Origin of the sequence: Dactylosporangium salmoneum (assembly GCF_039532525.1) — a bacterium.
Lineage (GTDB): Bacteria > Actinomycetota > Actinomycetes > Mycobacteriales > Micromonosporaceae > Dactylosporangium > Dactylosporangium salmoneum.
On sequence record NZ_BAAARV010000004.1, the window covers coordinates 359389 to 386100 of the forward strand.

At 73.0% G+C, this 26712-nt stretch carries 23 protein-coding genes, 2 pseudogenes and 1 riboswitch; of the genes and pseudogenes, 17 read left to right on the forward strand and 8 right to left on the reverse strand.

Annotation, left to right across the window (positions count from 1 at the left end):
• The first annotated feature begins 18 nt into the window (after window positions 1-18).
• The 9 genes from thiE (at window position 19) to ABD352_RS02650 (ending at window position 7612) form a co-directional block, all read left to right on the forward strand.
• Window positions 19-615: a thiamine phosphate synthase gene (gene thiE / locus ABD352_RS02610; RefSeq protein WP_344610537.1), complete on the forward strand. Its 597-nt coding sequence runs from the start codon at window positions 19-21 to the stop codon at window positions 613-615.
• The gene (gene thiO / locus ABD352_RS02615) at window positions 612-1649 is read left to right on the forward strand and encodes a glycine oxidase ThiO (RefSeq protein WP_344610538.1); all 1038 of its coding nucleotides are present in this window, start codon (window positions 612-614) and stop codon (window positions 1647-1649) included. The genes thiE and thiO overlap by 4 nt, the downstream gene beginning before the upstream one ends.
• Window positions 1650-1674: 25 nt before the next feature.
• Window positions 1675-1785: riboswitch (TPP riboswitch) on the forward strand.
• Window positions 1784-1987 (forward strand): sulfur carrier protein ThiS, encoded by a 204-nt coding sequence (thiS, locus tag ABD352_RS02620; protein WP_344610573.1) that lies wholly within the window; start codon window positions 1784-1786, stop codon window positions 1985-1987. It overlaps the preceding riboswitch by 2 nt.
• Window positions 1980-2744 (forward strand): thiazole synthase, encoded by a 765-nt coding sequence (locus ABD352_RS02625; protein WP_344610539.1) that lies wholly within the window; start codon window positions 1980-1982, stop codon window positions 2742-2744. The genes thiS and ABD352_RS02625 overlap by 8 nt, the downstream gene beginning before the upstream one ends.
• Window positions 2738-3253: a thiamine phosphate synthase gene (locus tag ABD352_RS02630; protein ID WP_344610540.1), complete on the forward strand. Its 516-nt coding sequence runs from the start codon at window positions 2738-2740 to the stop codon at window positions 3251-3253. The genes ABD352_RS02625 and ABD352_RS02630 overlap by 7 nt, the downstream gene beginning before the upstream one ends.
• A gap of 82 nt (window positions 3254-3335) precedes the next feature.
• Window positions 3336-4121 carry a bifunctional hydroxymethylpyrimidine kinase/phosphomethylpyrimidine kinase gene (thiD, locus tag ABD352_RS02635; RefSeq protein WP_344610541.1) on the forward strand — a complete coding sequence of 262 codons (786 nt, stop codon included), beginning with the start codon at window positions 3336-3338 and terminating at the stop codon, window positions 4119-4121.
• A 65-nt stretch (window positions 4122-4186) separates the two neighbouring features.
• The gene (gene thiC, locus ABD352_RS02640; RefSeq protein ID WP_344610574.1) at window positions 4187-5740 is read left to right on the forward strand and encodes a phosphomethylpyrimidine synthase ThiC; all 1554 of its coding nucleotides are present in this window, start codon (window positions 4187-4189) and stop codon (window positions 5738-5740) included.
• Between the two features lie 4 nt (window positions 5741-5744).
• The gene (locus ABD352_RS02645) at window positions 5745-6464 is read left to right on the forward strand and encodes a methyltransferase domain-containing protein (protein WP_344610542.1); all 720 of its coding nucleotides are present in this window, start codon (window positions 5745-5747) and stop codon (window positions 6462-6464) included.
• A complete protein-coding gene (locus ABD352_RS02650) occupies window positions 6464-7612 on the forward strand; it encodes an alkaline phosphatase family protein (protein WP_344610575.1) in 1149 nt (382 codons plus the stop codon). Before ABD352_RS02645 ends, ABD352_RS02650 begins: the two co-directional genes overlap by 1 nt.
• Before the next feature lie 15 nt (window positions 7613-7627).
• On the opposite strand, the gene ABD352_RS02655 is transcribed toward ABD352_RS02650, so the two are convergent.
• Window positions 7628-8074: a hypothetical protein gene (locus ABD352_RS02655; protein ID WP_344610543.1), complete on the reverse strand. Its 447-nt coding sequence runs from the start codon at window positions 8072-8074 to the stop codon at window positions 7628-7630.
• A 66-nt stretch (window positions 8075-8140) separates the two neighbouring features.
• On the opposite strand from ABD352_RS02655, the gene ABD352_RS02660 reads away from it, so the two are divergent.
• Both ABD352_RS02660 and ABD352_RS02665 read left to right on the forward strand, forming a co-directional pair.
• A complete protein-coding gene (locus ABD352_RS02660) occupies window positions 8141-9448 on the forward strand; it encodes a DNA polymerase IV (RefSeq protein WP_344610544.1) in 1308 nt (435 codons plus the stop codon).
• A gap of 152 nt (window positions 9449-9600) precedes the next feature.
• Window positions 9601-9984, forward strand: coding sequence for a DUF3040 domain-containing protein (locus tag ABD352_RS02665; RefSeq protein ID WP_344610545.1), 384 nt, complete (start codon window positions 9601-9603; stop codon window positions 9982-9984).
• A gap of 375 nt (window positions 9985-10359) precedes the next feature.
• Here ABD352_RS02665 and ABD352_RS02670 read toward each other — a convergent pair whose 3' ends face one another.
• The 5 genes from ABD352_RS02670 to ABD352_RS02690 form a co-directional block, all read right to left on the reverse strand.
• Window positions 10360-11247 carry an SRPBCC family protein gene (locus ABD352_RS02670; RefSeq protein ID WP_344610546.1) on the reverse strand — a complete coding sequence of 296 codons (888 nt, stop codon included), beginning with the start codon at window positions 11245-11247 and terminating at the stop codon, window positions 10360-10362.
• Window positions 11234-11797, reverse strand: a complete 564-nt coding sequence (locus tag ABD352_RS02675) for a helix-turn-helix domain-containing protein (RefSeq protein ID WP_344610547.1) — start codon at window positions 11795-11797, stop codon at window positions 11234-11236. The genes ABD352_RS02670 and ABD352_RS02675 overlap by 14 nt, the downstream gene beginning before the upstream one ends.
• Before the next feature lie 165 nt (window positions 11798-11962).
• Window positions 11963-14455 (reverse strand): transglutaminase TgpA family protein, encoded by a 2493-nt coding sequence (locus ABD352_RS02680; protein ID WP_344610548.1) that lies wholly within the window; start codon window positions 14453-14455, stop codon window positions 11963-11965.
• Window positions 14452-15750 (reverse strand): DUF58 domain-containing protein, encoded by a 1299-nt coding sequence (locus ABD352_RS02685; protein ID WP_344610549.1) that lies wholly within the window; start codon window positions 15748-15750, stop codon window positions 14452-14454. Before ABD352_RS02685 ends, ABD352_RS02680 begins: the two co-directional genes overlap by 4 nt.
• A gap of 2 nt (window positions 15751-15752) precedes the next feature.
• A complete protein-coding gene (locus ABD352_RS02690; RefSeq protein ID WP_344610550.1) occupies window positions 15753-16796 on the reverse strand; it encodes an AAA family ATPase in 1044 nt (347 codons plus the stop codon).
• 280 nt (window positions 16797-17076) lie between these two features.
• On the opposite strand from ABD352_RS02690, the gene ABD352_RS02695 reads away from it, so the two are divergent.
• Both ABD352_RS02695 and leuS read left to right on the forward strand, forming a co-directional pair.
• Window positions 17077-18567 (forward strand): serine/threonine-protein kinase, encoded by a 1491-nt coding sequence (locus ABD352_RS02695; protein WP_344610551.1) that lies wholly within the window; start codon window positions 17077-17079, stop codon window positions 18565-18567.
• Between the two features lie 191 nt (window positions 18568-18758).
• Window positions 18759-21611, forward strand: coding sequence for a leucine--tRNA ligase (gene leuS, locus ABD352_RS02700; protein ID WP_344610552.1), 2853 nt, complete (start codon window positions 18759-18761; stop codon window positions 21609-21611).
• An 80-nt stretch (window positions 21612-21691) separates the two neighbouring features.
• Here the strand turns inward: leuS and ABD352_RS02705 are convergent, their stop codons facing one another.
• Window positions 21692-22402: a type 1 glutamine amidotransferase gene (locus ABD352_RS02705; protein ID WP_344610553.1), complete on the reverse strand. Its 711-nt coding sequence runs from the start codon at window positions 22400-22402 to the stop codon at window positions 21692-21694.
• On the reverse strand, window positions 22392-23636 hold the full coding sequence (locus tag ABD352_RS02710) for a MurT ligase domain-containing protein (RefSeq protein WP_344610554.1): 1245 nt from the start codon (window positions 23634-23636) through the stop codon (window positions 22392-22394). Before ABD352_RS02710 ends, ABD352_RS02705 begins: the two co-directional genes overlap by 11 nt.
• Window positions 23637-24027: 391 nt before the next feature.
• Here ABD352_RS02710 and mraZ point away from each other — a divergent pair, with 391 nt between their 5' ends.
• The 4 genes and pseudogenes from mraZ to ABD352_RS02730 all read left to right on the forward strand — a co-directional run.
• Window positions 24028-24459, forward strand: a complete 432-nt coding sequence (mraZ, locus tag ABD352_RS02715) for a division/cell wall cluster transcriptional repressor MraZ (protein WP_344610555.1) — start codon at window positions 24028-24030, stop codon at window positions 24457-24459.
• A 200-nt stretch (window positions 24460-24659) separates the two neighbouring features.
• A pseudogene (gene rsmH / locus ABD352_RS02720) lies at window positions 24660-25589 on the forward strand (16S rRNA (cytosine(1402)-N(4))-methyltransferase RsmH); the annotation flags it as partial.
• Window positions 25590-25652: 63 nt separating this feature from the next.
• Complete coding sequence (gene ftsL, locus ABD352_RS02725) at window positions 25653-26198, forward strand: cell division protein FtsL (protein ID WP_425553445.1); 546 nt, start codon at window positions 25653-25655, stop codon at window positions 26196-26198.
• Between the two features lie 266 nt (window positions 26199-26464).
• A pseudogene (locus ABD352_RS02730) lies at window positions 26465-26712 on the forward strand (hypothetical protein); the annotation flags it as partial.

A 26712-nucleotide genomic window follows, 5' to 3' on the forward strand; every position in this document is an offset into this window, starting at 1 on the left:
GTCTGAAAAGCTAACCCGGTGCGACTCCATTTGGTGACCGATACCAGGCCAGGGAAGAACCCGATCGAGACCGTCGCCGCCGCGCTCAAGGCCGGTTTCGACGTGATCCAGGTGCGGCCCGAGGACCACGTCACCGACCGCGAGGCCTACGAGCTCACCCGGCGGGTCCTGGCGATGTGCCGCGAGCTGGGCCGCACCTGCCTGGTCAACGACCGGCTGCACATCGCGCTCGCCGCGGGGGCCGACGGCGGCCACGTGGGCGCCGACGACCTGCCGGTGGCGGCGGCCCGGCGCATCCTCGGCCCCGGCGCCATCCTCGGCGCGACCGCGCGGGACCCGCAGACGGCCCGGCGCGCGGTCGCCGACGGCGCCTCGTACCTCGGCGTCGGGCCGGCCTTCGCCACCACCACGAAGGCCGGGCTGCCGGCCGCGATCGGCCCCGAGGGGGTGCGCGCGGTCGCCGAGGCGGTCGACGTGCCGGTGGTGGCCATCGGCGGGGTGACCGCGGCCCGGGCCGGGGAGCTCTACGCCGCCGGCGCGCACGCGGTCGCCGTGGTCGGCGCGGTCAGCGGGGCCGAGGACCCCTACGCGGCGGCCATGGAGTTCACCCGATGAGCGCCGGCATCGTCGGGGGCGGGATCATCGGCCTGGCGATCGCCTTCGAGCTGCTCGAGCGGGGCGTCACCGACATCACCGTCTACGACCCCGACCCCGCGCGCGGCGCCGGGCTGGTCGCGGCCGGCATGCTCGCCCCGACCGCCGAGGCCAACTTCGGCGAGGAGGCCCTGCAGGAGCTCATGACCGCGTCGATGCGCCGCTGGCCGGGCTTCGCCGCGCGGGTCGAGGCGCGCACCGGGCAGACGCTGGGCTACCGCACCGAGGGGACGCTGCTGGTCGCGCTCACCGGGGACGACCAGGCCGAGATCGACCGCCTCGTGGGCTACTACCGGCGGGCCGGGGCGCCGATCGAGCCGCTCACCGGCCGCGAGCTGCGCGAGCGGGAGCCGCTGCTGTCCCCGAGGGTGCGCGGCGGCGCGTTCGCCCCCGGCGACCACCAGGTCGACCCCCGGCTGCTGCTGCGCGCCCTGCGGAGCCTGCCCCTTCGCTTCGCCGCCGAGAAGATCGAAGACCTGGCCGCGGTACCGCACGAGCCCACCATCGTCGCCACCGGCGCCTCCGCGGCCGGTCTGACCGGGCTGCCCGTCCGCCCGGTGAAGGGCCAGCTGCTGCGGCTGCGCGGCCCGGAGCCGCTGCTGACCCACGTGGTCCGCGGCGTGGCGAACGGCCGGCACGTGTACCTGGTCCCGCGGTCCGACGGCGAACTGGTCGTCGGGGCCACCGAGGAGGAGCGCGGCGAGGACCGCACGGTGACCGCGGGTGGGGTGCTCGACCTGCTGCGCCCGGCCGCCGACCTGCTGCCCGGCGTCGCCGAGCTGGCGCTGGCCGAGACCCTCGCCGGCCTGCGCCCGGGGACGCCGGACAACGCGCCGGTCCTCGGCCGGCTGCCGGGCGGCGCCCTGGTCGCGACCGGGCACCACCGCAACGGTGTGCTGCTCGCGCCGGTCACCGCCGAGGCCATCGCCGACCTGGCGACGCGCGGAACGACCGGCGTGAGCCTCGCCGCGTTCGGGGCGACCCGCTTTACCTGACGCCGATCGCGGCGTTATGGTCGAGGCGTACCCCACGGGAGTCCGGTGTGACCGGGCTGAGAGGGGGGCTGTGAGCCCCCGACCGTCGAACCTGATCCGGGTCATGCCGGCGCAGGGAGTCAGGAGTGAGCCGTATGCACCTCGTGGTCAACACCATCGAGTCGACCGTCGCGGATGACATCACCGTCGCCGACGTGGTCCGCACCCTTGCGGGCGACGACGCCCGGGGCATAGCCGTCGCCCTCAACGGCGACGTCGTGCCGCGCACGCGCTGGGCCGAGACCCGCCCCGCCGAGGGCGACCACGTCGAGGTGCTGACGGCGGTGCAGGGTGGCTGACGGGCTTTCGATCGCCGGGGAGGAGCTGGGCTCCCGCCTGATCCTCGGGACGGGCGGGGCGAGCAGCCACGCCGCGCTCGAGGCGGCCATCCGGGCCAGCGGCACCGCGCTGGTCACCGTCGCCCTGCGAAGGCTCGACCCGGCGGCACCGTCGCTGCTCGGCGTCATCGAGCGGTGCGGCGTGCGGGTCCTGCCCAACACCGCCGGGTGCTACACGGCGACCGAGGCGGTCAAGCTCGCCCACCTGGCCCGCGAGGCCTTCGGCACCTCGTGGGTGAAGCTGGAGGTGATCGGCGACGAGGACACGCTGCTGCCCGACGGGGTGGAGCTGGTCGCCGCGGCCGCCCAGCTGGTGGCGGACGGGTTCGTCGTCCTGCCGTACACCTCGGATGATCCCGTGCTCGCCCAGCGCCTCGCCGACGCCGGGTGTGCCGCCGTCATGCCCCTCGGCGCGCCGATCGGCTCGGGGATGGGCATCCGCAACCCGCACAACATCGCGCTGATCCGGCAGAAGGTCACCGTCCCGGTCATCCTCGACGCCGGCATCGGCACCGCCTCCGAGGCGGCGCTGGCCATGGAGCTGGGCTGCGACGGGGTGCTGCTCGCCTCCGCCGTCACCCGGGCCGAGCACCCGGCCCGCATGGCCGAGGCGATGTGCCTCGCGGTGCGGGCCGGCCGGCTGGCGTACCTCGCCGGCCGCATCCCCCGCCGCACGCACGCGACCGCGTCCAGCCCGATGGAAGGCCTCCCGTGGTAGAGCCCGGCCTGTTGATCTTCACCGACCGGCACCTGGCGGATCGGCCCCTCGAGGACGTGATCGCCATGGCCGTCGACGGCGGCGCCCGGGAGGTGGTCCTGCGCGAGCACGACCTGCCGCCGCGGCGGCGCCTCAAGCTGGCCAGCACCGTGCGCAACGTGCTCGACCAGGTCGGCGGCCGGCTGCTGCTGGAGGAGGACCCGGTCCTGCGCAAGTGCCACGGACTGGAGGACCTGCTGGCGGCCGCGGCGGACGGCGTCACGTACGCCACCCTCTCGCCCATCTACCCGACCCGCAGCAAGCCCGGCTACGGCCCGCCGCTCGGCCTGGCCGCGCTCGGCCGCATGGCGCAGGTCGCGCCCGTCCCGGTGTACGCGCTGGGCGGGGTCGACACCCCGGCCCGGGTCCGCGACTGCCTCGACGAGGGCGCGGCCGGCGTCGCCGTGATGGGCGCCGTCATGCGGTCCGACGACCCGGCCCGGCTGGTGAAGGAGCTGCTGGCCGCATGAGTGGTCCGGAGCGCAGCGGAGGGGCCACTCATCAATGGCTCAGCTTGCAAAGTTCAGGCAACCGGAGCGAAGCGGAGGTTGCATGAACCCACCGGTGGCACTTACGGTCGCCGGCTCGGACTCCGGCGGCGGCGCCGGCATCCAGGCCGACCTCAAGACCTTCGCCGCGCACGGCGTCTTCGGCACCAGCGTCATCACCGCGCTCACCGCGCAGAACACCGCCGGGGTGCGGGGCATCTCGGCCGTCGCCCCGGACTTCGTCGCCGCCCAGCTCGACGCCGTCCTCGACGACCTGCCCGTGGCCGCGGTGAAGACCGGCATGCTGGCCACCCCGGAGACGGTCGCGCTCGTCGCCCGGTACGCGCAACGGCTGCCCAACCTCGTCGTCGACCCGGTGCTGGTGGCCTCCTCCGGCGACCGGCTCTTCACCGCCGACGCCGAGCGGGCGTACCTCGAACTGCTCTTCCCGCACGCCGCGGTGGTCACGCCGAACCTGCGCGAGGCGTCGGTGCTGCTGGGCCGGGACGTGCTCGACGCCGACGACGCCGCCAAGGCCGCCGCCGACCTGGCCGCCTACGGCCCGCGCTGCGTCGTGGTGAAGGGCGGCCACCTGCGGGGCAGCGCCGAGGCCGTCGACGCGGTCTGGCACGACGGTGAGGTCTCCCTGCTCGCCGCGCCCTGGATCGACACCGCCAACAACCACGGCACCGGCTGCACCTTCGCCGCCGCCACCGCCTCCCTGCTGGCCGGGGGCGCGTCGCTGGTCGACGCGCTGGCCGGCGCCAAGTCCTACGTGCACTCGGCCCTGGTCCGTTCCGCGGGCTGGACCCTGGGCGCGGGGCACGGCCCGCTCGCCTGGGGCCGATAACTCACCGGACACAACGGGCTCCTTCTCGTGGAGGGGCCTGGTTCGTCATGCCCTTTTTCAGGAGGATTGTCATGAAGCGGAAGGTGTACGTCCCGGGCTCCCGGCCCGACCTGCAGGTGCCCTTCGCCGAGGTGGAGCTGACGGGGGACAACCCGCCGGTCCGGCTGTACGACACGTCGGGGCCCCTGAACGACCCGCCCGCCGGGCTGCCGGCGCTGCGGGCGCCGTGGATCGCCGAGCGCGGGCCGGTGGAGCGCACCCAGCTGTACTACGCCCGCCAGGGCGTGGTCACCCCGGAGATGGAGTTCGTGGCGATCCGCGAGGGCGTCGCGCCGGAGCTGGTGCGCGACGAGATCGCCGCCGGCCGGGCCATCCTGCCGAACAACGTCAACCACCCGGAGAGCGAGCCGATGATCATCGGGTCGCGGTTCCTGGTGAAGGTGAACGCGAATATCGGTACGAGTGCCGTCTCTTCCGACGTCGCCGAAGAGGTCGCCAAGCTCACCTGGGCCACCCGCTGGGGCGCCGACACCGTCATGGACCTCTCCACCGGCAAGCACATCCACGCCACCCGCGAGGCGATCGTCCGCAACTCGCCGGTCCCGATCGGCACCGTGCCCATCTATCAGGCCCTCGAAAAGGTCGGCGGCGACCCGGTGAAGCTGACCTGGGAGGCCTACCGCGACACCGTGATCGAGCAGGCCGAGCAGGGCGTCGACTACATGACGGTGCACGCCGGGGTGCTCCTGCGGTACGTCCCGCTGACCACCGAGCGGGTCACCGGCATCGTGTCGCGCGGCGGTTCCATCATGGCCGCCTGGTGCCTGGCGCACCACGAGGAGAACTTCCTGTACACCCACTTCGCCGACCTGTGCGAGATCCTCGCCCGCTACGACGTGGCCTTCTCCCTCGGCGACGGCCTGCGCCCGGGCTCGATCGCGGACGCGAACGACCAGGCCCAGCTGGCCGAGCTCAAGACGCTGGGCGAGCTCACGAAGATCGCGTGGGAGCACGACGTCCAGGTCATGATCGAGGGGCCCGGCCACGTGCCCATGCACAAGATCAAGGAGAACGTGGACCTGCAGATGGAGTGGTGCCACGAGGCGCCCTTCTACACGCTGGGCCCCCTCACTACCGACGTCGCGCCGGCGTACGACCACATCACCTCGGCCATCGGCGCCGCCATGATCGCCATGTACGGCACCGCGATGCTCTGCTACGTCACCCCGAAGGAGCACCTCGGCCTGCCCGACCGCGACGACGTCAAGGCCGGCGTCATCGCCTACAAGATCGCCGCGCACGCCGCCGACCTGGCCAAGGGCCACCCCGGCGCGCAGGCCTGGGACGACGCGCTGTCCAAGGCCCGCTTCGAGTTCCGCTGGGAGGACCAGTTCAACCTGGCCATGGACCCGGACACCGCGCGGGCGTACCACGACGAGACCCTGCCCGCCGCCCCGGCCAAGACCGCGCACTTCTGCTCCATGTGCGGCCCGAAGTTCTGCTCGATGCGCATCAGCCAGGACCTGCGCGAGTACGCCGCCCAGGGCATGCGGGAGAAGTCGGAGGAGTTCGCGGCGGCGGGCAATCAGGTGTACCTGCCGCTGTCGACTAAGGTCTAGTCACGTGGAGTCCTCTGCGCCTCGCACCGCCGTCGTCTGGCAGGTCCTGCGCCGCGAGCTGGAGCGGGCCGACCGACCGCTGACCGTCCTCGACGTCGGCGGCGGCACCGGCGGCTTCGCCGTGCCGCTGGCCCAGGCCGGCCACACCGTCACCGTGGTCGACGCGAGTCCGGACGCGCTCGCCGCGCTCATCCGGCGGGCCGCCGAGGCGGGCGTGGGGGAGCGGGTCCGGGCCGTGCAGGGCGACGCCGACGGCCTGGCCGACCAGGTCGGACCCGGCACCATCGACCTGGCCCTCTGCCACAGCGTGCTGGAGGTCGTGGACGACCCGCACAAGGCCGTGGCCGCGCTCGCCGGGACCCTGCGTCCCGGCGGCGCGGCCAGCGTGGTCGTGGCCAACCGGGCCGCCGCCGTGCTGGCCCGGGCCATCGGCGGCCACCTGGCCGCCGCCTCGGTCCTGCTGGCGAGCCCCGACGGGCGCTCCGACGCGCGGGACCGCCTGCGCCGCCGCTACACCGCCGACTCCGCCACCTCGCTGCTCGACGAGTGCGGCCTGACGGTCGAGCAGGTCCACGGCGTGCGCGTGGTCGCCGACCTGGTCCCCGGCACCGTCGCCGAGAGCGAGCCGGAGGCCCTGGCCGCCTTCGAGCTCGCGCTGGCGGGCGCGCCGCCGTACCGCGACATCGCCACCCAGCTGCACCTCCTGGCCCGCCGCGGGGCGTGATGGAGGCGCTGGGGCGGGTCGAGCCGCGGTACGGCCGGGAGAGCCTCGCCGACGTCCTGCCCAGCGCCCTGCACGCGCTCGGCGTCCCCGGCGAGCCGGACCACCTCGGCCTGGCCGCCCAGCTCGACGGCGTGCGCCGGGTGGCCGTGGTCCTGCTGGACGGCCTGGGCTGGCACCAGCTCCCGGCCGCCGCCCGCCACGCCCCGACGCTCGCCGACATCGTGCACGGCCGCCTCGGCACCGCCCGCCGGATCACCTCGGGCTTCCCGTCGACCACCCCGGTCAGCCTGGTCACCCTCGGCACCGGCGCCGCCCCCGGCAGCCACGGCATCGTCGGCTTCACCCTCAACCGCCCCGGCACCGACCAGGTCGTGAACCACCTCCACTGGACCGACGCCCCCGACCCGGCCGTGTGGCAGCCCCTGCCGACCGCGTTCACCCGCGCCCAGCACGCGGGCCTGGCCCCGACCGTGGTCACCAACCCGGCATTCACCGACACCGGCCTCACCCGCTCGGCCTACCGCGGCGCCCGGCTCGGCCCCGGCGTGGCCGCCGACGCGGTCGCCGACGAGATGCTGGCCGCGCTGCCCGACTCCCGCCTGGTGTACGGCTACCTGCCCGACGTCGACCGCGCCGGTCACGACTGGGGTCTCGGCAGCGCGCAGTGGCAGGAGGCCGCCGCCTCGGCCGATCGCCTGCTCACCCGCCTGGTCGACGCCCTCCCGCCCGACACGGCGCTGCTGGTGACGGCCGACCACGGGCAGCTCGACGTCCCGCCGGACCGCCGCATCGACCTGGACCGCGACCCGCGCCTGACCGAGGGCGTGGCCGTGGTGGCGGGCGAGCCGCGGGTGCGCTACCTGCACACCGCCCCCGGCGCCGAGCAGGACGTGCTGGCCACCTGGCGGGGCGTCCTGGGCGACGCGGCCTGGGTCGTCCCGCGCGCCGAGGCCGTGGCATCGGGGTGGTTCGGCGAGGTCCCGGAGGCCCACCTGCAGCGCATCGGCGACGCCGTGGTGGTCTGCCGCGACCGGTGGATCGTGCTGGCCAGCGCCCACGAGACGCCGCGCCTGTCGGAGATGATCGCCTTCCACGGCTCGAACACGGCCACCGAGATGGAGATCCCCCTGCTGGTGGTCCGCCGCTGATCCGCCAGGTCGCCGCTATCGCGATGCGGCGAGTGCCACGCTCGTCGCGGCGAGCAGGGCGGTCACGTGCCGGGCGAGCTCCCAGGCCGGCACCTCCGCGCCCGCGTGCTCCGCCACCAGGTCGAGCAGGTCCGCGCGGTCCCGGGCGACCACCACCCCCGGCGCGCCCGCCGCCGGGTCGTCGGCCAGCACGGCGACGTGGGCCCGGCGCACGCCCAGCTGCCCGGCGCGGTTCACGAACGTCTCGCCCGGTATCAGCAACGGGACGCGGCGGGCCCGGGTCCAGCCGGCGACGAGCAGTACCGCGGCGGCCTCGGGGTCGATCGCCCGTGACCACTCCGCCGTCGGGGTGATCACCAGGCCCCGGGTGACGGACCTGGTCAGGGCCGGGTGGCGGCGGCGGAGCCCCTCCACGGCCGCGACGACCGGCGCCAGGGGCGAGGTCATCGCGATGTGGGCCATGCCTGGAAGGTAAGGCAAACCTAAGTTCTCGTCAATTTTGTCATAGGGTCCCGCTAGGGTTCCCGTGTGGGGCGAAGTCAGGTGGTACCACGCGGAGGCGCCGGCGAGTTCGGGCCCGACGCCGACGACTCCGGGTGCACGGTGCTGCACGTGGACATGGACGCGTTCTACGCGTCCGTGGAGGTCCGGCGCCGCCCCGAGCTGCGCGGCAAGCCCGTCATCGTCGGCGGGGCGGGCCCGCGCGGGGTGGTCTCCGCGGCCAGCTACGAGGCACGCAAATACGGGGTGCGCAGCGCGATGCCCGGCAGCCGGGCCCAGCGGCTGTGCCCGCACGCGGTGTTCCTGCCGCCGGACTTCGCGGCGTATACGGAGGCGTCCCGCGCCGTGATGGCGATCTTCCGCGACGTGACGCCGCTGGTCGAGCCGCTCTCGCTCGACGAGGCCTTCCTCGACGTGGCCGGCGCGCGGCGGCTGCTCGGGCGGCCGGCCGAGATCGCGGCGCTGATCCGGCGGCGGGTGGCGGGGGAGCAGCGGCTCACCTGCTCGGTGGGGGTGGCCGGCACGAAGTTCCTGGCCAAGCTCGGGTCCACGCGGGCCAAGCCCGACGGGATGGCGGTGATTCCGCGGGAGCGCGAGCTGGAGTATCTCCACCCGCTGCCCGTCGAGGCGCTGTGGGGCGTCGGCGAGCGCACCGCCGAGAGCCTCCAGCGGCTGGGGCTGAAGACCATCGGCGACCTCGCCGCCGCCCCGGTCGGGATGCTGCGCTCGGCGGTGGGCGACGCGGCCGCCCATCACCTGCACGAGCTGTCCCTCGCCCGTGACCCCCGACGGGTGATTCCCGACCACGTCGAGAAGTCGATCGGCGCCGAGACCACGTTCGACGTCGACGTGAGCGACCTGTCCACCATCCGACGCGCGATGCTCGCCCTCTCGGACAAGGTCGCCCGCCGCCTGCGCCACGCCGGACAGGCCGGCCGCACCGTCTCGGTCAAGATCAGGCTGGCCGACTTCCAGACGCTCAGCCGGTCACGCACCGTAGACGTGCCCACCGACGTGAGCCGCGAGATCTTCGAGCTGGCGTGGGCGCTGTTCCAGTCCGGCCGCCCCGGCGAGCGCATTCGCCTCGTCGGCGTGCGCGTCGAGGGGCTCGTGCACGCCGACGGCACCCCGCGGCAGATGACGCTGGGTGAGCGCGACCACGGCTGGCGTGACGCCGAGCGGGCCGCCGACGCGGTCGCCGCCCGCTTCGGCGCCGGTCTCGTCAAGCCCGCCAGCCTGCTGCGCGGTGACGGAATGCGAACCGACGGAAACGGAGCCGCACCGGCGGGGGAGGGGGCAGGAAAGTCCCGGACACGACACAATGGAAGGACATAGGAGCCACACTCGTCGGAAAATCGGCACGGCCGGACCAACGTCCCGCTTTCCGACTGGTTGACCCCCTCGTAAACTTGCCAGTACGCAGCCGTCCGGCTGTGCCGGACAGCCGGTCCCTCAAGGGCCGGCCTTCGCGACCGGGGAGGAGTGCCGTGCCGCTCTCGGAGCACGAGCAGCGGCTGTTCGAGCAAATCGAGCGGTCGCTTGCCGAGGATCCAAAGTTTGCCTCGGCGGTGCGCGCCACCGACCCGCGGTTCCATGCCAAGCGCCGGATGATCGCCGCAGGGATCCTGCTGCTGGCCGGCATGGCGCTGCTCGTCTACGGCGTGGCGATTTCCATCCCACTCCTGGGCGTGGGCGGCTTCCTGGTCATGCTGTGCGCCCTGGCGTTCGGCGTCCAGGCGTACCGCCGTGGCCAGACCACCGACCTGCACGCCGTCGGTGGCACGGCCTCACGCCGGACCCGCCAGCGCCGCGGTGGCCTGGTGGACCGCCTCGAGGACCGCTGGCGCCGCCGCCCGGAGGGCGACCTCTGACGACGGCCTGAGCCTGCGCCGGCCACCCCGCCTCGCGGAGCGGCCGGCGAGTGGCTACCACGCGCCTGCCTTCGGCCTTCAGGGGCCTCGCCGGCCGCGGTGCTGAGGCGCGCCCCGACCCGAGGCCAGCGCCCGGCCGCTGATCACCACGCACTTCATCCCCGGCCGCGGCCGGTCTGGCCGCTGTTCCCCCGCCGCTCGACAGCGGGACCGGCCTCGGCCTTGGGTGGCCCGGGTCCCGCCGAGTCCGAGGCGTGGATGAGACCGGTCCGCGACCTGCCGCTCGGCGAGATGTTCGACACGGCGAAAAGCGACTAACTCCGCAAATGACGCAGATGAGCGCCCCGGAACGCGTTCCGGGGCGCTCATCTCATCTCACTGGTCGTTGCTGAACATGCCCTCGGGTACCCCGACGACCTCGATCTGGCGCCAGATCGAGCGCCACTGCGGGAGCTCGTGGTAGCGCCGCAGCGCGGCGATGCCGCCCATCCAGCCGGCCCAACCCGGGTACGGCGGGTTGGTGGGGTCGAACCCGCTCTGCGTCACGGTGAGCCGGGTCTTGCCGTCCGAGCCTTCCAGCTCCCAGCTGTCGATCATGCCGTCGGCGAACCGCAGCGTCGCCTTGCGGCCCGGTTCGAACTCGACGAACCTGGCGCCCGCCTGGTCCAGCTCGAACCCGCCCATGGCGAACCGGCCGCCCACGTAGGGCTCGACGTCGACGTTGGCGCCGGACCACCGGACGATCTGCTCCGGCTGGGTCATCGACTCGAACACCTTGTCCGGCGGGGCGTCGATCACCACAGACGCACGCAACTCGGCCGACGTGAAGTCGCACTTGGGCGTCGGCTCACGGCCGGCCAGATAGTCGGCCAGGTTGGCGATCGCCAGCGTCCAGAACGTCTGCAGCGCGCCACGGGCACCGGCCTTGTCGGCCAGCACGTCCGCGAAGCTCGGCAGGTCGCTCTGGCTCAGCGTCACCAGCGTGCCGTCCTCGTCCTCGGCCACCTCGAACTGCACCGTGGACTCGACGCCCTCGACGGTCCAGGCGAACCGGATGGTGCGCTCGTCCACGTGCAGCACGCGCTGGTGCGGCGCGGCGCCGTCCGGCGTGGTGCGGCCCCAGAACTCGTACTTGGTGGGCAGGTCGACGTCGGCGTGCTCGGTCAGCCACACCCGCAGCGCGGCCGGGTCGGTCAGCGCCTCGTACACGACCTTCAACGGGGCCGGAACGATCGCGCGCAGGCGCAGGTCAGGCTCGGTCATCGGGATCTCCCTTCGGATAGCAGGCGACGGCCAGGCGAAACGCGTCGCCCTCGGCACCGCCGTAGCGGGTGAACAGGTCCTGCAGCGTCTGCTGCAGCTCGTCGAGGAACGCCTTGCGCTGATCCGGGCGCACCCGGATGTCCCCGGACACGCCGATCGACGGCAGGTCGGGCCTGGTGAGGTCGAGCGCGGCGACGTCCGCCTGCACGTCCTCCATCAGGTCGACCAGGTAGCCGAGGCTGAGCTGGTCGCGGGTGTTGCGCAGTCCGATCCGGCCCACCAAGCCCGGGGACAGCCAGTAGGACCGGCCCGCCGCTTGGTAGATCCCCTCGTGGATCCCGCGCACCCGGCGCTCGGCCACCTGACGCACCAGGTTGGCCTCCAGCAGGCGCTTCACGTGGTAGTAGACCCGCTGCGGGGTCTGGTCGAGCTCGACCGCCACCTCGGTGCACGACCGGGGCTCGGCGAGCTGTCGCAGCACTTCGATCCGCTGCGGCTTGAGCAGGGCCTCAGCCTGCTCGATCTGGTCGAGGTAGACGACGTTTCTCATGGCGAAAATCAGTCTTTACGTAAAAGAACTTTTTGTCAATGGGTCGCGCCCTGAGGCTCGACGGGCGAAGAAGTCCGATAAGTCGCGGCGCGCGGCGCCCGGCCTATCGCGCGAAAAAGCCGACGGGGACACCTCCGGCATGGAGATGTCCCCGTCGGGAAGAGGTCAGCGCTCTCCGCGCCGGACCACGAACCGCCGCACGCTCAGTACCCGCATCGTCGAGTCCCAGCCCCGCCCGAAGGCCAGCGCCGCATTGCCGGCGCGGACGCCGATCCCCGTGCGCCATCGCCGCAGCACCGACGGCGGCAGGAAGCGGGCCCGGAAGCGTACCTTCCCGGTGGCGTTCGCGGCGAAGGACGACTCCACCGCCGAGAGGGCGGAGCGCAGCTCGCGGCCGGTGAGGGGCCGCCGGGCGTACCGCGCGTGCTCCTCCGCGGTGCTCAGGATCCGCGCCCCGGACTCGGCCCGGTCGCGCAGCCGCTCCTTGCGGACCAGCCGATCGACGGTCGCGCGGGGTGTCTCTGCCTCGTCGACGAGGATGTGGTAGTCGACCATCGTGTCGAGCAGCTCGTCCCAGGCCCGGTGGGCGTCGTCGCGGGCGGCGCCGATCGCGCGCTCGTCCGGGACCACGACCATCTCCGGGCCGCCCTCGCCGGACACCGAGAGGCCGGCCGGGCCGGACGGGGCGACGCTCAGGCGGCGCCGGCGGGTGCGGGCGCGGGCCAGGGCCGGGGTGGCCAGCAGCAGGAGCAGCAGGGCCACGCTGACCGAGGTGATGCCGATGGAGCTGAGGAAGAAGTCCCGCAGCTGGATGCCGAACGAGGGCTTCTTCAGGTTCGTGCCGTTGCCGGTGTCGCCCGGGTTGTCGTGCGTGCCGCCGGCGCCGGGGTCGGCCGACGAGGACGAGTCCGGCAGGGGCTGGTTGCCGCGCCGGTTCGGGGCGTCGTCGCCGTTGATGGCGTTGTTCGCCGGCAGGTACTCCGGGGTCATCGACCCGATGACGCCCGTCGGCGGCGTCGCGTCGAACGGCAGCCAGCCGAAGCCCGGGAAGTACACCTCGGTCCACGCGTGCAGGTTGAAGTTGGTCAGCGTCGTGGTCTTGTTCGCGCCCTGGCTGCCCCGGGCGAAGCCGAACGCCACCCGGGCCGGGATCTTGGCCTCGCGCAGCAGCCAGCCGAAGGCGGCGGCGTACTGGGCGCAGTACCCCCGCTTGTTGGTCAGGAAGTCGGCGATCTTCGTGCCGCTGGTGTCCGCGCCGGTCGACGTGTCGTAGGTGAAGCCCTTCTCGGGGGAGAAGGAGTCGTAGATCGCCTTGACCTTGTCGTACTCCGTCGTCTTGCCCTTGACGAGCTCGTCCACCTTGGCCTTGACCACCGCGTTGGGCGGGGCCGTGGCGAGGTCCTTGAGCTGCGGGTCGTTCGGGTTGAGCGGGGCGGCGTTGCGCAGCTCGTCCGGCGAGATGTCCGGGCGCAGGTACGTGACGTTGTAGGACTTCTTGGCGCTGGTGTCCTTCCCGGAGTACACCACCGCCGTCCTCGGGTCGAAGGCCCAGTTGTTGCTGACCTTGTCGATCTTGGTGGGCCAGGTGTAGATCGGCAGATAACTGATCGCGAGCTCGCTGGTGACCTCGATGTGGGCCTGGTGGGTGCCGACCTTGACCGACGACTCCCACTCGGGCTTCGCGAAGCCGTTGCCGACGGGCGCCCCGCCGTTGATCGGCCGGGCGCTGAAGCCCTTGGCGGAGAGGTCCTCGAGCACGTTGAAGCGCAGATAGAAGGGGTGCGGGTCGTCGAGGTCGGTCACCTTGACCATCTCGAACGCCTTGTCCCGGTTGAGCTGGCCGGACAGCAGCGCGAACATGCTGACCGACTTGCCGTTGTGCCCGTTGCCGATGCCGCCGCCCCCGCCGCCGCCCGCCCCCGCGCCGATGCTGTCGAGCAAACCGGCCGGCATGGCGAACGGGATGAGTGGCAGCACCACCGCGGCGATCACGCTCAGCGCGCCGAGCCGCTGGCCGGCCGCGGCCAGCGGGGACGGCTCCCACAGGTCGACGTCGCGGCCGTCGCCGGTGAAGCGGCGGCCGAAGCGGCGGACCCGGTCGACGTTGTCGGTGACGAGCAGCCACAGGAAGCCGACGGCGCCCAGCGCGAAGGGCAGCGCGCTGGTGTTCTCGGTGTCGACGGTGACCGGCACCGAGTAGATCGCCAGCATGGGCAGGCCGGCCAGGGCGGGCCGGCGGACCACCACGGCGAACACGTCGACGAGCAGCGCGACCACGGCGACGCCGAGCGTGGCCAGGAAGAGGAAGCCGTCGCGGTCGCCGACCGGCGTCGCGTACTCGCTCATCTCCTCCGACGCCGTGCGCAGCAGCTGCGCGAAGTGCGAGATCGTGCCCGGCGAGGGCAGGATGCCCAGGTACTCCGCGTGGCTGGGGTACAGCCAGGTGAGCGACAGCAGCCCGGCCAGCGCCATCGCCGCCGTCGGGGCCCAGGCCGGTGCCCGGAGGCTGCGCACCAGCACGCCCACGCCGCACATGACGGCGACCACGAGCAGCGCGCGGAAGGCCCAGGTGTAGTGGTCGAAGACGTTGGCCAGCGGCAGCGAGGCGAGGAACGCCGAGCCGGCCGCGATCAGCGTCAGGTGCTTGCGTTGGTTCACCGGACTCCTCCAGCGACGCTCTCCGCGGACGCGGCCCGCCAGGCGAAGCCCTGCGACCCTCGCCCGGTCTGCGGCCACAACCCGGAGAGCTTGGCCCCGTGTGGCACCTCCACGACCCGCCAGCCGCTGCGCAGCAGCGCGAGGGACGCGACGCCGTGCGCCTTGTCCGCCTCCTCGCGGGCCGCCGTCGGCAGGTTGAGCCAGGTCGAGGAGTCGATGAACAGCGCGACGCAGGTCGCGCTGTTGGAGCGGAACGAGGCCAGCAGCTCGGCCTCGGCCGAGGACAGCAGGCCGAAGATGCCGATGATCAGGCCGCCGTCGCTGCGCCGGCGCACCCGCTCGATGAGGGTGCCGATGTCGCTGCGCTGGGCCAGCCGCACGTCGGCGAGCTGGTCGAGCAGCGGGCCGTCGCCGTCGATCTCGGTCGCGTCCACGTCGACGCCGGCATCGGTGACGAGCCGCATCTTGTACCCCGCTTCGCGCAGGTGCACCGCGATGCTCGCGGCCGCGGAGACCGCCCACTCGAAGCTCGCCGTGGGGCCCTCGCCGCGGTGGGCGGCGGCCCGGGTGTCGAGCACGACGGTCGCCCGGCTCTCCCACGGCTGCTCCTCGCGGCGCACCATGAGCTCGCCGGTGCGGGCCGTCGAGCGCCAGTGCACGCGGCGCAGGTCGTCGCCGTAGCGGTACTCCCGGGTGGCCGCGTCGTCCTCGCCGTGCACGGCGACCGAGCGGGCCCGGCTGTCCCCGGAGCCGGCGAACTCGCCGGCCAGGCGCACCGCCGGCAGCGGCACGACCTGCGGGATCACCGTGAGCCGGTCGACCGACGGGAAGGCCCGGGTCAGCTCGCACAGCCCGAAGGGGTCGGTCAGCCGCACGACCAGCGGGCCGACCTCGTAGCGGCCGCGCACGTCGGCCCGCACGGTGTAGGCCACCGAGCTGGCCTGGTGCGCGCCCAGCTTCTCCAGCACCAGCCGTGGTCGGCTGCCCAGCGCGTACGGCAGCCGGTCCTCCAGCAGCATGGTGCCGGTGGGCAGGCGGGACAGGTTCTGCAGCCGGAGGATGACCCGCGCGCTGGCCCCGACCTGCACGCGGTGCGGGTCGAGGGTGCGGCTGCACGACAGGCGGTAGCGGGTGCGCCCCACGTACGCCGCGGACAGCAGCGGCAGCGCGGCGAGCAGGATCGCCACGCGCAGCAGGTCGCGCTCGCCGAGGATCAGCGCGGCGATGAGGGCCGCTGCGGCGGCGGCCAGGAAACTACGCCCCCGGGTGGTGAGCCCCCGCAGCGCCTCTCGCATGCTCAGCGGCCCCCGTACTGCTGCGGCCGCTGCGCCCGGGTGTCGTACGGCGAGCGCGGCTGGCGGTCCGACGGCAGCGGCAGCCGGTGCACGAGCTCGGCGATGATCGCGTCGGTGGTCCGGCGGGACAGCTGAGCCTCGGCCGTGGGGATGACGCGGTGCGCCAGCACCGGCACGGCGAGTGCCTGCAGGTCGTCGGGGAGCACGAACTCGCGGCCCTCGATGGCGGCGACGGCGCGGGCGGTGCGCAGCAGCTGCAGCGTGGCGCGCGGGGAGGCGCCGAGGCGCAGCTCGCCGGACTCGCGGGTGGCGGTCACGATGTTCACGGCGTACTGCTTCACGGCGTCGGCGACGTGCACGTCGCGGACGGTGGCGATCATGCGGCGGATCGCGGACGAGTCGGAGACCGGGGCGAGGTCGTCCAGGGCGTCGTGGCGGCCGTGCACGTCGAGCATGGCGAGCTCGGCGCCCATGTCCGGGTAACCCATGGCGATCCGGGCGGTGAACCGGTCGCGCTGGGCCTCGGGCAGCGGGTACGTGCCCTCCATCTCGATCGGGTTCTGCGTCGCGATGACCATGAACGGCACCTGGAGCGGGTACGTCGCCGCGTCGACGGTGACCTGCCGCTCCTCCATGCTCTCCAGCAGCGCCGACTGGGTCTTCGGCGAGGCCCGGTTGATCTCGTCACCGACGACGATGTTGGCGAACACGGCGCCCGGCTTGAACTCGAAGTCCCGCGTCTCCTGGTTGTAGACGCTGACGCCGGTGACGTCGCTGGGCAACAGGTCCGGCGTGAACTGGATCCGCCGCACCGAGCAGTCGATGGACCGGGCGAGCGCCTTGGCGAGTTTGGTTTTGCCCACGCCGGGAACATCCTCGATGAGCAGGTGCCCCTCGGCGAGCAGCACGGCCAGGGCCAGCCGCACGGTCGCGGTCTTACCCTCGATGACCTGTTCGATGTTCGCGACGATTGCGTCGGTCGCCGCGCGGAACTCGGGCGCGGGTAGCGGTGCCCCGAGTTCCTCGAACGTGCGGTGCCTAGTCAACTGGCCTCCTCGTGGTCGTGCCGTGGCCACCGTTAGGTGTAAAGACCCATAGGTGAACCGCCCGGTTGCGTGCAAACGTTGTCATCGATCGCAACACGAGCCGTCGTATCCCCTCAGGCTAGCCGGGGAATTGACACTGCGCCGGACGGGATTCCGTCATTGCGGACATCCCGGCCCGGCCGCTAGCAGCTTTTTTCCGGCGCCCCGACGTACCCGGTCGAACCGCGGGTAAACGGTCCCCCGAGATGTCGGCCGCCGTCGATTGGGGCAGACTGGGGGCGTGGAAGCTGGTCGGCTGCTGGGCAACAGGTATCTGCTGGTCGAGCGGCTCGGCGAGGGCGGCATGTCCGTCGTGTGGCGGGCCCGTGACCGAGTGCTCGGCCGCGAGGTCGCGGTCAAGGTGCTGGGGCCGCGCTTCGCCACCGACGCCGATTGGCGCCGCCGAATCCGTCTGGAAGCCAGGGCCGCCGCGCGCCTTTCGCACCCGAACATTACGAACGTCTACGACTACGGGGAAACGGACGGTCACGCACCGTTCGTGGTGATGGAACTGTTGCGCGGTCCGACGCTCGCCGAGCGGCTCAGCGGCGGCCCGCTGCCGGTGGCGGCGGCGCTGCGCATCGGCGCCGAGGTGGCCGCCGGGCTGGCCGCGGCCCACGCCGAGGATCTCGTGCACCGCGACGTCAAGCCGGCCAATGTCATGCTCACGCCCGACGCCGCCAAGCTGCTCGACTTCGGCCTCGTCGGCGTCGCGGGGGTGCCGGACCTGGCCGACCCCGCCGAGCTCGTGCTCGGCACGCCGGCCTACCTGGCCCCCGAGCGGCTGGCCTCCGACGAGGTCACGCCGGCCAGCGACGTCTACGCGTTCGGCGTGCTGCTGTACCGCTGCCTCACCGGCCGGCTGCCGTGGGACAGCGAGACGACGACGCAGCTGGTCGCGGCGCACATGATGCAGCCGCCGGCGCCCCTGCCCGACCTGCCCGGGGTCCCGCCCGGCGTGCGCGATCTGTGCATGAGCTGCCTGGCCAAGCAGGCCGGGGACCGCCCGGCAGCCGCCGTGGTCGCGGCCCGCCTGGCCGAGGCGGCCGGGATCGTGCCGCGATGCTCGGTGCTGCCGCCGGAGCCGGAGCCGGGTGCGCCCGAAGGGCCGACGGAGCTTGTCGCGCGGCCGGTCGCGGCGTCGGCGCACGAGCCGGACCGACTCGAGCCCGACCGCCCCGAGCCCGACCGCCCCGAGCCCGGCCGTCGGCGCGTGCTCGCGGGGTTCGCCGTCCTCGCCGCGATCGCGGCGCTGCTGGTCGCCGTCGCGGTCACCCGCCCCTCGGGCCTGGCCGACGCCGGCCGGACGGGGGCGGGCGAGGTGGGCATTCCATATACCCCTACTCCCTCCGCGGCGCCGCCGTCCGAGGCGCCCTCCGTGACGACTCCATCACCTACGGCGACGGACCCGGTGGGCGGCCGGCCCGACGGCAACCCGGCCGGCCAGGACGACCAAGGCGACCAGGACGATCAGGGCCGGGGCGGCCCGCCCGCGCCCGCCACCGCCGGGCCGAGCGTGAGCCTGCCGATCGAGGGTGGCCTCATCGTCGCCGCGTGCGCCGGGCGGAAGGCCGCCGTGCTGCAGGTGCTGCCCGTGCCCGGCGTGCGGCTCGTCACCGCGGACCTCGGCGTGCACACCAACGCCCACGTCCAGTTCGACCGGGCGGGGGAGCGGTTGCGGTACACCGTGAGCTGCCCCGGCGGCGAGGCACCCTCGGTGACCGACGGGTGAGCCCGGATCGGCGCTCGGATAACCGCCTCGCGCGCTGGGGTACACTGCGGGTATGACCCGGGTGGTCCGGCTTCTTAGCGAGCCGTGCTGACGCGCTGAAACGCGACGGCACGGCGACCCCTCCTGCGCGAGGGGTTTTTTCATGCCCGGACAATGCTGGAGAATCCCGAGACCCTGAGGTGGCGAGAGTCATGAGCGAGGCAGTGACCGACGGAGCGGTCGACATCCCGCCGTACCGCTACACGGCGGCGATGGCGGCGGAGATCGAGGCGTGCTGGCAGGACTACTGGTCCGAGAACGGCACGTTCCACGCACCGAACCCGACCGGTCCGCTCAGCGACCCCGCCCACCCGCGCGCGGGCGCGCCGAAGCTGTACGTGATGGACATGTTCCCCTACCCGTCGGGCGCCGGCCTGCACGTCGGGCACCCGCTGGGGTACATCGGCACGGACTGCTACACGCGGTACTTCCGCATGGCCGGCTACAACGTGCTGCACCCGATGGGCTTCGACGCCTTCGGCCTGCCGGCCGAGCAGTACGCGGTGCAGACGGGCACGCACCCGCGCACCACGACGGAGGCCAACGTCGAGCGGTACCGCGGCCAGCTGCGCCGCCTGGGCCTGGCCTACGACGACCGGCGCAGCGTCGCGACCACCGACACCGAGTTCTACCACTGGACCCAGTGGATCTTCCTGCAGATCTTCAACTCCTGGTTCGACGCCGACCGGCAGCAGGCCCGGCCGATCGACGAGCTGATCGAGGAGTTCGAGTCCGGCGAGCGGGCCACCCCGGACGGCCGGGCGTGGGACGAGCTGTCCGCGGTCGAGCGCCGCGGTGTGGTCGACGGGTACCGCCTGGCGTACATCTCGGAGGCCCCGGTCAACTGGTGCCCCGGCCTGGGCACCGTGCTGGCCAACGAGGAGGTCACGCCGGACGGGCGCAGCGAGCGGGGCAACTTCCCGGTCTTCAAGCGCAACCTGCGCCAGTGGATGATGCGGATCACCGCCTACGGCGACCGGCTGCTGGACGACCTGGACCGGCTGGACTGGCCGGACAAGGTCAAGGCCATGCAGCGCAACTGGATCGGCCGGTCCCGCGGCGCCCACGTCGACTTCGAGACCGAGGCCGGCACCCCGATCCGGGTCTTCACCACCCGCCCCGACACGCTGTTCGGCGCGACCTACATGGTGCTGGCCCCGGAGCACGCGCTGGTCGATGACCTGGTCCCGGCCGCCTGGCCCGAGGGGACCAACGACAAGTGGACCGGCGGCGCGGCCACCCCGGCCGACGCGGTTGCCGCCTACCGCGCGTTCGCGGCCTCGAAGACCGATGTCGAGCGCCAGGCCGACGCCAAGGAGAAGACCGGCGTCTTCATCGGCGCCTACGCCACCAACCCGGTCGACGGCCGTTCGATCCCGGTCTTCATCGCCGACTACGTGCTGGCCGGCTACGGCACCGGCGCGATCATGGCGGTGCCCGGCCAGGACGAGCGCGACTGGGCCTTCGCCGAGGTCTTCGACCTGCCGATCATCCGCACCGTGCAGCCGAGCGAGGGCTTCGACGGCAAGGCGTACACCGGCGACGGCGCCGCCATCAACTCCACCCGTCCCGACGGGTTCAGCCTGGACGGCCTGGGCGTCGCCGACGCCAAGGCGAAGATCATCGGGTGGCTGGAGGCCAACGGCCACGGCGTCGGCGCCATCACCTACCGCCTGCGCGACTGGCTGTTCAGCCGCCAGCGCTACTGGGGCGAGCCGTTCCCGATCGTCTACGACGCGACCGGCATGCCGATCGCGCTGCCCGAGTCGATGCTGCCGGTCGAGCTGCCGGACGTCGAGGACTTCTCGCCGCGCACGTTCGACATCGACGACGCCGACAGCATGCCGGAGACGCCGCTGTCGCGGGCCAAGGAGTGGGTCGAGGTCACCCTGGACCTGGGCGACGGCCCGAAGGCGTACACCCGCGAGACCAACGTCATGCCGCAGTGGGCCGGCTCGTCGTGGTACGAGCTGCGCTACCTGGACCCGGCCAACGCGACGAAGATGGTCGACCCGGCCAACGAGCGCTACTGGATGGGCCCGCAGCAGCCCGGCGACGTCGGCGGCGTGGACCTGTACGTCGGCGGCGTGGAGCACGCGGTGCTGCACCTGCTGTACGCCCGCTTCTGGCACAAGGTGCTGTTCGACCGCGGCTTCGTCTCCTCCGAGGAGCCGTTCCGCAAGCTGTTCAACCAGGGCTACATCCAGGCGTACGCGTACAAGGACGCCCGCGGCGTGTACGTCGAGGCGGAGAAGGTCGAGGAGCGCCAGGCCGGCAAGTACTTCTACGGCGACCAGGAGGTCGTCCGGGAGTACGGCAAGATGGGCAAGTCCCTGAAGAACGTCGTCACCCCGGACGAGATGTGCGAGCGCTACGGCGCCGACACGTTCCGCGTCTACGAGATGTCGATGGGCCCGCTGGACGTCTCCCGCCCCTGGGAGACCAGGGCGGTCGTCGGCGCCCAGCGCTTCCTGCAGCGGGTGTGGCGCCTGGTCATCGACGAGCAGAGCGACGCCGTGCGGATCACCGACGACGCCCTGGACGACGAGAGCCGCCGGCTGCTGCACCGCGTGATCGACGGCGTGCGCGTCGACATCGAGGAGATGCGCTTCAACACCGCCATCGCCAAGATGATCGAGCTGACCAACCGGGCCACCCAGGTGTCCCCGAACGGCACGCCGCGCGAGATCGCCGACCCGCTGGTCCGCATGATCTCCCCGTTCGCCCCGCACCTGGCCGAGGAGCTGTGGCAGCGCCTGGGCAACACCACGTCGGTCGCCTACGCCGACTTCCCGGCGGCCGACCCGGCCTACCTGGTCGCCGAGCAGGTCACCTACCCCGTCCAGGTCAACGGCAAGGTCCGCGGCAAGATCGACATCGCCGCCGACGCCGACGAGGAGACGGTCCGCGCCGCCGCCCTGTCCGCGGTCGCCGGCCAGCTGTCCGGCAAGACCCCGAAGAAGGTCATCGTCGTCAAGGGCCGCATGGTCTCCGTCGTCGTCTGACCCCGGCACGCGAAAGGGCCGGCCCCGTCAGGGACCGGCCCTTTGTGCTTCGCCCGGTACCGGCGCCGGCGCGGCTCGGGTTACCTCGCGACGGCGGAGAGGCGCTCGTTGCGCAGGGCCGTGGGCCAGCGGTCGTCGATCGGCTCCATGGTCATGCCCGTGGCCCAGCGCAGCAGCAGGTCGGCGATGGCCGGGTTGCGGGCCAGGGCCGGGCCGTGGGAGTAGGTGCCCAGGATCCGGCCGTTCCAGGCGCCCTCGGACTGGCCGTCGTTGCCGATGCCCGTGGTGACCTTGGCTAGGGGCTTCACGCCCGGGCCGAGGTGGGTGCGGCCGCCGTGGTTCTCGAAGCCGGTCAGGGTCGGCAGGCCCAGGGCCGGGTGGGTCTCGCCGGCCAGCTCGCCCACGGCGCGGGACTCGCCGCGGTCCGAGTCGATGTCGAGCAGGCTCAGGCCGGGGTACTTCGCCCCCTTCGCGAAGAACGAGTGGCCCAGCAGCTGGTAGCCGGCGCAGACCGCGAACACCGTCGCGCCGCGCTCGACCGCGCGGTGCAGGCTGCCGTCGGCGGCGAGGCGCTGGGCGGCCAGGGCCTGCGGGCCGTCCTCGCCGCCGCCGAGCAGGTAGATGTCGCCGTCGGCGGGGACCGGGTTGTCCGCGCGGACCTCGGCGCACTCGACCGGCAGGCCGCGCAGGTCGGCGCGGCGGGCCAGGATCAGCAGGTTGCCGCGGTCGCCGTACGTCGAGAGCAGGTCGGGGTACAGCCAGATCAGGCGCAGGTGGGACTCAGTTGACACGGTCCAGCTCCGCTCGGATGTCCTGGAAGGCGGTGTAGTTGGCGATGACCTCGAGCCTGCCGGGCGGAACCAGGGAGAGCGCCTGGTTGAACGAGCGGACGTGCTCGAAGCGCACCTCGTTGACCTCGAGGCGCACCGCCAGGTCCATGGCCCGGTCGCCGGTGATCAGCACGCGCCGCCCGCGCAGCGGGGAGAAGTCGACGTCGTACAGCCACGACGTGTCCAGGCCGTCGGGGTCCCGCGCGTTGATGGACAGCAGCGTCGGCACGTCCTCGGCCATGTCGAACGACTCGAGCCAGCCGGCCGGGTTCTTGGCCAGCAGCAGCCGGATGGTGCGCCCGTCGCGGACCACGGTGGCGTAGCGGCCGGCGACCGAGGCCACCTTGGCCAGTTCCGGCACCGCCTTGGCCGGCGGCACGCCGAAGTGCGCGGCCACGGCCAGTGCGGTCGCCGCGTTGGCCCGGTTCACCCGGCCCGGGAGCTGGAGGGTGATCTGGTGGTACATGCCCGTGTTGTCCACCACACCGTCGCCGCTGACCGTCCAGTGGGGGATCGGGCGGCTGAGGTTGCCGGCCACGCACCTCCACTGCTCGCCGTCGCGCTCGATCGACGCGCCGCACTCGGGGCAGACCCAGGAGTCGTCGTGGAAGCGCTGGCCGGCGGCGACCCAGGTCACCCCGGTGCCCCCGGCGACGGCCTTCGCGGCCGCCCACACGACCATCGGGTCGTCGGCGTTGGCCACGAGGTGCAGGTCGCGGCCGGGCAGCGCGTCGCGCCACAGGGCCGCCATCATGGCGACCTCCTTGGCCCGGTCGAGCTGGTCGCGGCTCAGGTTGAGCAGCGCGACGACCCTGGGCCTGGTCTGGTCGAGCACCTGCTTGAGGTAGTGCTCGTCGACCTCCAGCACGGCGTACGGCGTGGCGCCCGCCTTGGCCAGGGCGGACGTGTGCCCGGTCGGCATGTTGGCGCCCAGGCTGTTGGTCGCCACCGGGCCGAGCACGCCCATTGCGGCGGCGGTCAGCCGGGTGGTGGTGGTCTTGCCATTGGTGCCGGAGACCAGCGCGATCTGCCGGCCGGCGGCCAGCTCCGCGAGCAGGTTCGGGTCGATCATGAGGCCGATCCGGCCGCCGATGACCGATCCGTCGCCCCGGCCGGTTGCGCGTGACAGCGCGGCAGCGCCGCGCGACAGTGAGGTGGCGAGCTTGGCCCGCATCGGCAGCTTGTTGTCCGTCATCTCGCTTCCACGGTGTTCGGCGATGCGCTGACCCTACCCGGCGCGCGCGACACCCACACGGTCCCACGGGCCCACCCGGCTCCCCGCGGCCCCCCACTTCCCTCCACCGCGGCTCCCCGGACGGCTGCATCGGCACCGAAGGGCGCACCCTCGGGTGGTTTGCCCGATTTCTTGAGCTGTGGGAACGCCCTCCACCGTTCGGGCACGCCCGGCGTCCTCCACCCGTCTCCACCCCGTCTGACGTGGGAATTCTTCACGGGAGGGCGCGCCGGATCGGGCGGTTTTCCGTTGACGGTGGAGGGAAGTGGAGTACAGTGGAGCGCGATGGCGGAGCCGGGGGGCTCGGCCGGCCCCGGGGGGACCGTTCGCGGTGGGAAGGGGTGGATGCCGCATGTTTCTGGGCACCCACACTCCTCGCCTGGACGAAAAGGGCCGGTTGATCCTGCCGGCCAAGTTTCGGGACGAACTGGCGGGAGGTGTCGTGATCACCAAGGGACAGGAGCGCTGCCTCTACGTGTTCCCCGGCTCCGAATTCGCCCGGATCGCCGAACAGCTTCGCGCCACGCCGATGACGAACAAGGCGGCCCGGGCGTACAGCCGGGTGTTCTTCGCCAGCGCGCACGACGAGGTTCCCGACCGGCAGGGCCGGGTCACCATCCCGCAGCATCTTCGCGAGTATGCCGGGCTGGACCGCGACCTCGTCGTGATCGGGGCGAGCACCCGGGTAGAGATCTGGGATCGCCAGGCCTGGGACACCTACCTCGCCGAGAGCGAGGAGGACTTTGCGGGCATCGAGGAGGGGGTGCTGCCGGGAGGGCTGTGAGGTCCAACTGCAGTAACCGACTTTGAGGCCGCCGTACCGGCAGCTCTCCAGCCGCTCAGAGTTTCTCGAAGTCCTGACGCCACTTCCCCGGCGCCAGGGCGGGGGAGCGGATGGGGAGCTGGCGGTACGGCGCTCGCGCACTAAGGGCAGGTTTTCAGCACCACGGCGGGCGCGAACCCGCCGCCGGCAGGGGGTCGACGATGGGGGAGCGGGACGTTCACGTGCCCGTGCTGCTCGAGCGCTGCCTCGAGCTGCTCGCCCCCGCGCTCGCCCGCCCCGGCGCGCTGTACCTGGATGCCACGCTCGGCCTCGGCGGCCATGCCGAGGCGGTGCTCACGGCGCACCCGCAGGCCCGGCTGCTGGGCCTGGACCGCGACCCGCAGGCCCTGGCGCTGGCGGGCAAGCGGCTCGTGCCGTTCGCCGACCGGATCCGTCTCGTGCACGCCGTCTACGACGAGCTGCCCGAGGTGCTGGGCGGCGAGCGGATCGACGCGGGCCTGTTCGACCTGGGCGTGTCCTCCATGCAGCTGGACGAGGCCGCGCGCGGCTTCGCCTACGCCCAGGACGCGCCACTGGACATGCGCATGGACCAGACCCGGGGCACGACCGCGGCGGAGGTGCTCAACACCTACAGCCACGGCGACCTGGCCAGGATCCTGCGCGTGTACGGGGAGGAGAAGTTCGCCTCCCGCATCGCCTCGTCGATCGTCCGGGAGCGGGAGAAGTCCCCGCTGACCAGCTCGGCCCGCCTTGCCGAACTGGTCCGCGAGTCCATCCCCGCGCCCGCCCGGCGCACCGGCGGGCACCCGGCCAAGCGGACCTTCCAGGCGCTGCGCATCGAGGTCAACCGCGAGCTCGCGGTCCTCGAGCGGGCGATCCCCGCGGCGCTGGACGCGCTGCGGCCCGGGGGCCGGCTGGTCGTGCTGTCGTATCACTCGCTCGAGGACCGCCTGGTCAAACAGGCGATCGCGGAGCGGACCCGCTCGACCGTGCCGGTCGAGCTGCCGTTCGAGCCGCCCGGCAGCGAACCCGAGCTGCGGACGCTCACCCGGGGAGCCGAGCTCCCCGACGCGGCCGAAACAGCGGCCAACCCGCGCGCGGCGTCGGTGCGACTCCGCGCCGTGGAGCGCAAGGAACGTCGAACGTCCGAATAATCCAACGGGTGTCCGGACAAACACATCGGGGGAGGTGTGATGAACGTGACGACACTGCCGGCCAGCCGGCAGCGCAAGGCTCAGCAGGGTGCACCGCGGTCGGGGGGCCGGACCACGGGGCGCGCCGATGAGCAGGACCAGCAGCAGCGACGGGACTATCTGATCAACGGTGCGACGGCTCTCGCGCCGGAGCACGAGACCACGAAGGCGGGCGCCGCGCCCGAACGGCACGCGTCCGACACCAAGCAGGCGCCGCGCCTGCGGGTGGCGCCACCGGCGCCGGTCAGTGCGCCGCGGGCGCCGTTCGTGGCGCTCGTGCTCGTGCTGGTGCTCTCGGGCGTGGTCGGCATCCTCGTGCTGAACACGCGGATCGCCGAGAACGCCTTCAAGCTGGACGCGCTGAAGACCAAGCAGGACAGCCTCGACCGCGACGAGGAGCGCCTGCGCAGCGATCTGGCCAACAAGGAGTCGCCGGTGACGCTCGCGTCGCGGGCGAAGCAGCTGGGCCTCGTGCCGTCGCGCACGCCGGCCTTCTTGGTGCTGCCCGACGGCACCAAGCTGGAGATGCCGGGCCCGAGCAAGTAACCAAGGGAATTCCACCCAAGTCCATAGTGGACTGACGAACGGAAGTCGGGACGATGGCTGGCGACACTCCAGATCGGCGGGGCGGGAGCGAGCGGCGCGGGGGCGCCGAGCGCAGGGACACCACCGGTCGCGGGGCTGACGCCGGCCGGCAGCGGACGGGCGGTCGTGCCGGCGCGGGGGGTGCCGGTGCTTCCGCCCGTTCCCGTTCGGGGGGTGCGACATCGTCCGGCGGCAACGGTACGGCGGACCAGCCGCTGCGCGGCACGATGTCCGAGGCCAAGCGGTACACCCCGCGGGGCCGCTCGGTCCGCGACGCGTCGGTCGAGGCCGGCGGCCGCAAGGACCCCTTCCGCCCGGCGCTGGAGGTCATCCAGGGCGGCCGCAGCGAGCAGCCGCGCCGCACCGACCCGACCCGCGACCCGCGCCGCACGGCGGTCCGCCGCCCCCGCGAGGACGAGGCGGACCAGGACTACGACCCGCCGCGCGGCGAACACCCGGACGCCCCGGCGCGCGC